This window comes from Methanomethylovorans sp. PtaU1.Bin093, from assembly GCF_002067275.1.
Lineage (GTDB): Archaea > Halobacteriota > Methanosarcinia > Methanosarcinales > Methanosarcinaceae > Methanomethylovorans.
Window position 1 is genome coordinate 1 of the sequence record NZ_MVQX01000069.1, and the last position, 6,538, is coordinate 6,538.

4 protein-coding genes and 2 pseudogenes are annotated in these 6,538 nt (G+C 43.4%); all 6 read right to left on the reverse strand.

Annotated features, from left to right (window positions below; all coding sequences use genetic code 11):
* Positions 1–213: 213 nt before the first annotated feature.
* The 6 genes and pseudogenes from A4E24_RS08005 to mtbB all read right to left on the reverse strand — a co-directional run bounded on the left by A4E24_RS08005 (position 214) and on the right by mtbB (position 6,489).
* Positions 214–861 (reverse strand): methyltransferase cognate corrinoid protein, encoded by a 648-nt coding sequence (locus A4E24_RS08005; protein WP_292352761.1) that lies wholly within the window; start codon positions 859–861, stop codon positions 214–216.
* 31 nt (positions 862–892) lie between these two features.
* Positions 893–2,353, reverse strand: a pseudogene (gene mttB / locus A4E24_RS08010) ([trimethylamine--corrinoid protein] Co-methyltransferase).
* A 161-nt stretch (positions 2,354–2,514) separates the two neighbouring features.
* Positions 2,515–3,606, reverse strand: coding sequence for a DMT family transporter (locus A4E24_RS08015; protein WP_292352762.1), 1,092 nt, complete (start codon positions 3,604–3,606; stop codon positions 2,515–2,517).
* A gap of 177 nt (positions 3,607–3,783) precedes the next feature.
* Positions 3,784–4,071: a hypothetical protein gene (locus tag A4E24_RS08020; protein WP_292352763.1), complete on the reverse strand. Its 288-nt coding sequence runs from the start codon at positions 4,069–4,071 to the stop codon at positions 3,784–3,786.
* A 32-nt stretch (positions 4,072–4,103) separates the two neighbouring features.
* A complete protein-coding gene (locus tag A4E24_RS08025; protein ID WP_292352764.1) occupies positions 4,104–5,174 on the reverse strand; it encodes an EamA family transporter in 1,071 nt (356 codons plus the stop codon).
* 136 nt (positions 5,175–5,310) lie between these two features.
* A pseudogene (gene mtbB / locus A4E24_RS08030) lies at positions 5,311–6,489 on the reverse strand ([dimethylamine--corrinoid protein] Co-methyltransferase).
* Positions 6,490–6,538: the final 49 nt, after the last annotated feature.

A 6,538-nucleotide genomic window follows, 5' to 3' on the forward strand; every position in this document is an offset into this window, starting at 1 on the left:
CTCGTGAAGCTTCATCGAGTTTAAACTCAACCGAAAATTTTTGTAATAATTTTAAAGCGCTTAATATTTCAGAAGATTCGATAAGAACCATAATATCCCATTTTTTATTTTTTCCAACTGAATTTCAATAATACCTACGTATGCACATGGAGGTAGAAGGGATGTTTTTTACACATCCCTTTTTGGATTTAGGCCCCTGTTTTTGAACAAGGGTTAAAACAAAACATTTAGCTTTGTTACCGCGTCTGCTGCATTTTCAGCGTAGATACTTGCCCCGATCTTGTCAGCCCATGCCTGAGTTACAGGTGCGCCGCCTACCATAGTCTTGAGACTTTCACGCAGCTCAGATTCCTTGAGTTGTTCTTCAATCTGGATCTGGCTGACCATTGTAGTGGTCATGAGTGCAGATGATGCAACTACATCTGCCTTAAGCTCCCTTGCTTTCTCTACATATGTTTTGATGGGTACATCTCTTCCAAGGTCTACAACCTTGTATCCAGCAATTTTGAGCATCGTGGCTACAATGTCCTTGCCTATAGAATGAATGTCGCCTTCGATAGTACCAATAACAACTGTTGCCTTGGACTTGGTTTGTGCACTCATCTTTTCCAGTTCAGGTGTCAGTATGTTGATAGCAGCCTGCATTGCATCCGCTGCTGCAATTACGTGAGGGAGAAATAACTCACCTGCTCCAAACTTTTCACCTACATCGCTCATTGCTGCTGTGAAACCTTCTTCTATGAGCTCTGCAGGATTAATTCCTGCATCAAGGGCTTCCTGTGCAACTGCTTCTGCAGCTTCGTCATCAAATTCCAAGATCGCTTCCTTTGCTTTCTCAATAATTTCTGCTTTTGTTACCATTAGATTACCTCATTTTGTCAATTGATCTACATTATTTTCCTGCAACCATTTTGTCAACTTTTGCAACGATTGCCTTCATCTCTGTAAGGATATCAGCATCAATTGGCTTTACCTGATGGCTTTGCAGTATGTATACTACCTTATCATGTGCTGCACTTGCAATGTCTTTGGAACCTGCTCTCTCCCAGTCCCCGTACATCTGCCTGTTAATTATAGAAGGATGAGATGGCAGATTTACATTTTTCAATGTGGTCTTATGCGCAAGGAAGTGACCGCCAAATCCTGTATCCTTTATCGCTTTATATGCAAGTGTTTCATCAGTTACAGGGACACCGTCCCTGGATTTCATTATCATGCTTATGAAATCATTGTCCATCACAAGCTGTTCAAGGGAAAAGGTCATACCTAGCTCAAGCATACCTGCACCATATATCACACTGGCACCTGCATATGCAGGAATGAGACCAGTGATGGTTTTCTCATGCCCAACCTGGGCATCAGGTACCTTGGAATCTGCCTACGAGCCAGCAACAACGCATGGTAGACCATAGTACTGTGCCAGCTTTGCAACTCCTGCACTTATTACACCAAGTTCTGGTGAACCCACAGGTGCTGTACCACCTTTTATGTCGAATGAAGTTGTGGAACTGCCATAGAATGTTGGATGACCTGGCTTCAAAAGTTGGGTCAAAACCACACCTGCAAGCACTTCAGCATTGTGAGTTACAAGCGTTCCTGCCAGATAAACAGGGGATGATGCTGCACTCATAGCCATGCTCAAGACCATCATTGGCATACCAAACTTTGTAGCCTGTAGTACCATTTCGCATATTACATAATCAAGTTCCAGGGGACTGGTAGGGCACCCACCCAATGTAAACAGTGGTTTCCTTAGGGCTTCTTCTTCATCCCCACCATAGAATGCTTTGTTCAATTCAAAGTAATATGGCACTTTGTCAGCTTCTGGGTCCAGAAGAAGGTGCTTTGAAGTGTTCTGTACAAGTGTCATTACTTCATGCATGGTCCTGGAAACCGGTTCACCAGCCAAATCTATTGCCGAGACCGGAGAACAAAGATAACTTATATTGGATGCCCAATCTGCCACCTTAGCTATGTTTGCAAGATCCTGCAGAGTACTGTCTCTTATATAATAGTCGTTTGGGCCTCTGTAATTGGCCATCTTGGTACCGATACCAAAGTTAATCCAGTTAACCTTCTTTCCATCGCTGGTCAGACTGACAGTGTTCTTCTCATCACGTCCATACACATTAAATGATGAAGGTGCTGTTTCTATTGCTTTTTTTACAATTTCTTCCGGAAACTTGACAACCCGTGTTCCTTCGTTCACATCACAGCCATTTTCCCTGAGGATTTTTCTCGCATAGTCATGTGAGATCCTTATTCCTGGGTCAGCCAGCACTTTAAGCGTGGTCTGATGAATGGCTTCGATGCCCTCCTTATCAAATAGTTCGAATTTGAATCCGTTAGTCATATTTTTCACCTCTTTAATTTAATGAGAAGGTACGCTATTGCAAGCTTAATCAACGTAATTACGGCCTCTCAGCTGTTTAGATTGGAAATGGAGTGATAATTGGTTCACTCCTTGTAATTCTCGTCCTTAATCGAAAATTTATTTCTAGCTACTGGTCTTTATTATCTTTTCAGTTCGTCTAGTGAGGATTTACAGTCACGCGTACATTCAAGCAGTGAATCACCGCTTTCCCAGTACATGACAAAAGTACCAATGATAGCGATCGATGCACCAAGAGCAAGCCACCAAGCTATTGGTACTCCCATGAATATGTACAGGCTCACAATGGCAAAGGGAACATAAAGAGTAGAAACACTCAATCCACGGCCTACTCCTATGAGTGGATAAGCTTTATACAAAGCAATGTAGCAAAGACCCAATGACAGACTGGCTATAGTTATCCATATAAGGAAAGAGGGACTGGAAAACGTAGCAACTATCACATTTATCATCGTGTCAACTCCAAAGACGAGTATTGATGCTGGCCAGAGAATAAAGACCCATATAATCGCTTCAGACATAAACCGCACAACTAATCCTGTATCTGCATCCGTTACATCAAGGGCACGGGCAGCAACTGCGCCTTCCATACCCCATCCTATAGCAGACATTAGCCCACCCAAATAACCTATCCAGATACCCTCTGGAGCCGCAGGGTTCATGATCTCAGCCATCATCTGAGATGGGTTCCATATAAACACGCCTCCAATAATTAGAAGGAATATTCCAGCCCATGTTCTCTTGCTTATATTCTCCCCATACCACACTTTAGCTGCTATTGCACCCACCACGCTGCAAAGAAGACCGGCAGATGCAGCAAATGCAGCACCCACATAACCTATCGCTATAGTTGAACCAAATATTGCTATCGGTCCACCAAAAGCTGCAGCAAGGGCATACCACTTGGACACTTTAAAGAATATGATAGTTCGTGGCAAATCTGCAAGTTTACCGTGTCCTCCAACCCACAATAATGATAATACGATTGAAAATGTTATGGCCTGAATTGCTGTAATGACAATTGTTGCCACAAGGTAACCTGCAGAACCCTCTGGAAAGACTAGCCATTCTCCATATGGCGGAACTATCCACAGCATTGAGAGAGCCACATATCCGAGACCCCAGAGCACAGCACAAATAATTGCCCAAGTAAAGCCCCATCTCACACGGCTTTTGTTCTCATTCCTGATTACCAATTCAATATCATTATCCATACTTTCTACCTCCTTCCTTTAAAGGATGAAATTAATTTCATCCTCCAACTTCGCTCATATCTTCTTTGTGAAAGTACGTCCTATGTAGAGTGCTAATAAGTCCAGAAACAGTACCACTGCGAGATATACGTAATCTGCTCCTGCAAATGCCCAAACACCTTCTATATGAAACATATCTCATGCCCCCAAAAGTTCATTAATACGTGCTTTTCCAAAATCTGTCAGGTTATACCTATACAGTACCTTTCCTTTTGCAAAGTGTTTACCATCATCAGCAGCAACATCGACAATGTTGAATATGCCACCACAAGAGAATTCTGCCATCCAGAAACGAGCCATCCACTTCCAGTAGTCTCCAGACTTTCCATATTCTGAAAGAAGTTTGCTTATCAGTTCATAGTCCCATGCTTCTTTTTGTTCGTAGAGAATCTGAGCAAGTCTCGACTTCATAGGTAGTTTTGCCATCTTAATATCACCTCTTAAAACTCTGTAACTCTTTATTCAGCTGAAGATCGGGTAGATTCCATTAATGACTCACCACTATCCCAATACATGACGAAGATACCAACAACTGCTATCAAGGCACCAAGAACTACCCACCATGCGGTAGGAATTCCCATAAACACATACAGTGCAATTATGGCAAACAACACATAGAGCGTTGAAACACTCATACCGCGCCCAACCCCGATAAGTGGGTAGCTCTTCCACATGAAAACGTATGAGAAATTTCCTGTGAGGACTGCAATTGATGTCCAGATAAGGAATGAAGGACTGCCAATAGCAGCACTGAGAGCTGTAAATACAGCGTTGGGTCCTATGAGAAGGATATATATAGGCCATATTATAACCAACCAGATAGCCAGTTCAGAGAAGAAGCGGGTCTGAAGTCCGGTGTCTGAGTCTGTCAGATCGATAACACGTCCTGCAATCGCACCTTCAATACCCCAGCCAATGAATGAGGCAATGGCACCGAGGTAGCCCAACCACAGGCCATCAGGAGCTGCCGGGTTGGTTATTTCCGCAATCGTTTGCGGGGGGTTCAGAATGAATACACCACCAACAACCATGATAGCTATGCCAGTCCATGCTCTCTTGGTGATGTTCTCTCCATACCATAACTTAGCAACAAAAGCGCCGATAACTGAACTTAGAAGTGCCGCTGAAGCGGCAAACGCAGCACCTATATAACCAATTGCCAGGGTTGTACCATAAATCGCAATTGGCCCACCAAGAACAGCAGCAAAAGCATACCATTTAGAAATTTTGATATTAGAAACAGTTCTGGGAAAATCTCCAAATTTTCCAGTCCCACCAAGATAAAAAATACTCAGAATGATCACAGTAAGAGCTATCTGAACAGTGAGCATTGTAGCTGTAGCAACCATCATTCCCATAGCACCTTCGGGAAATGCAGACATGTCACCAAAGGGAGGGACTATCCACTGCATGGTAAAAGCCACATATGCAAAACCCCATAGAACTGCACAGAGAAATGCAATGATAAAGCCCCATGTAATGCGGTTCTTGTTTTCTTTTTTGATAATACTTTCCAAACTTGTATCCATGATACACAACTCCTTTGGAATAATATTGCTTTGATCTCAATAACTGGACCTCTTTAATAGGGGGTAACGGATTTAGAGTGTTTATGCTTAAAATTCCAGATCAAAGCAATATATCCATTCAATGTCTAAACTTGCTTCACCTCAGCAATTCCACACACGGAATCTTGATATCGAGCAGCTCGGCAATCTTTGCCTTTGCCTTCAGACCCTTAGGCTGACCGGGAACAGCATTGATAGTTCCAATGCCAAGTTCTTCCCTGATCTCTTTCATTGCATATTCATCTGAGAGAGTGAACACATCTGTTCCAAGTTTCCTGGCAACGTATTCCTTTGCCTCCTTCAGACGCATGCCTTTAAGCTGCATTCTCATTACAAGATCACCAGCGGTCCTTATGCCGTGCATTCCTACGGACATTTCGTTTGTTATGAGGAACCCAACGGGATCCCCAAGCCCGCACTATATACCGTCAGCGCGACCTATCTCCACTAAAGCCTTCGCAGCTCTTGAAACCGCATCTATCGGTGGTATCTCTGCCATTGGTGCACCGCATACTCCCATACCGAGGTTGGGATGTATAGGAATATTTGACTGTTTTGAACATTCTTTCATTACGGTTACTGTCTTTGCTACGGTCCATGCAACAGATTTCTTGGTATTAGTGTTCACAACAGGACCAAAAATGGTTGCTCCAGACTTCTCTACTACTTTTGCCTGGTCATGAGGCATCATTCCAGCGAGAGTTTTGCCATCGTACTGGACTTCCCCGTGCATTCCCAGTACAAAATGATTTGCCATGTTGATGGCAACTCCCATTTCAGTTTCTTCTTTTATCTTCTCTGTTGCCTTAAGCACACCCAGGAACTCTGCATCACCAGCTGCTGCAGCTGTGTCGATGTTAATGGCATCTGCTCCAACACTTGCTGCATTTTTAGCTATGAAAGTAAGATCTCTAATAGAGCTTGGGATAATAGCTTCGTATGTTTTCCTTGCTTCCTCAATTTTCCCTGCGGCCATAAGGTCGCCACAGTTATCAAAAGGACCGTCTGGCTTGTAGTAAGCTCCAAAATTGGGCATGCATACATAAAAGAGGGGATTAATAGAATTCATCAGTAGGGCTTCTGTTTCCTGCTGAATCTGTATTGCTGAGACGCTCGTTCCTTTTGCATTTCCGCCACGGAATGCATTTTGGACACAGTCAAGGCCAGTAACCCTCTCTGCGATCATGTTTGCTGTTACAGTGTCGGTAGGTACTCCTACACCACCGTACTCACTGTAGTTCATAAGGATAGTATCAGGTGCAACGTCCGTGCTCATCACAATCAGATCTTCGGGACAGACACTAACAACTCTTTCTCGGGAACAG